Annotated in this window: 1 protein-coding gene; it reads left to right on the forward strand. The window is 62.3% G+C overall.

The features are described 5' to 3' along the window. Window positions 1-289 precede the first annotated feature (289 nt). A partial coding sequence (locus tag CK240_RS17890; protein ID WP_135058978.1) for a helix-turn-helix domain-containing protein occupies window positions 290-551 on the forward strand: 262 nt, incomplete at its 3' end.

The following is a 551-nucleotide window of genomic DNA, read 5'->3' on the forward strand; positions in this document are numbered from 1 at the left end:
AACAGAGGCCTCTCAGCCTCTGGACAGGGAAATCCACCTGAGAACCCGAGACAGGGCTCTAGGAGGCTTCTGCGGGGCTCTGTGGGCCCACCGCTGTTCGATCCTCTGGCGTCATCGCCAAGGCGGCATCGTTGCCCCTGCCCTCCTGATCGTTGCTCTACAGACCCACTCAGCGGGCTTCGAGACGGCTTGGGTTTCCCCTGATCTGTGAAGGCTGTTTTCGGTTGTGTGTTAATAGCAGGAAATATAACTTGGATACTTCACAGCCTCCAAGTTGGATACTTCACACATGCCGAGACGCAAGTTCAGCCGCCTGACGAACGCCCAGAAGCAAGCTCTCCGGGGTGAGCTCGACGCGAAGGTGCCGGTGACGGAGTTGGCGAAGAAATACGGGGTCAGCCGCCGGACGATCTACAACCACAGGAACCGCTGGGACGAGCGCCTGCCGCAGTCGCGCAGCAAGGTGCTGACGGTGCGGGTCAGCGCCGAGGACATGGAGCGGCTGGACGCCCTGGCGCGGGAGCTGGACCTGAGCCGGGCCGACACGGCCC

Origin of the sequence: Paracoccus salipaludis (assembly GCF_002287065.1) — a bacterium.
GTDB classification, from domain to species: Bacteria; Pseudomonadota; Alphaproteobacteria; order Rhodobacterales; family Rhodobacteraceae; genus Paracoccus; species Paracoccus salipaludis.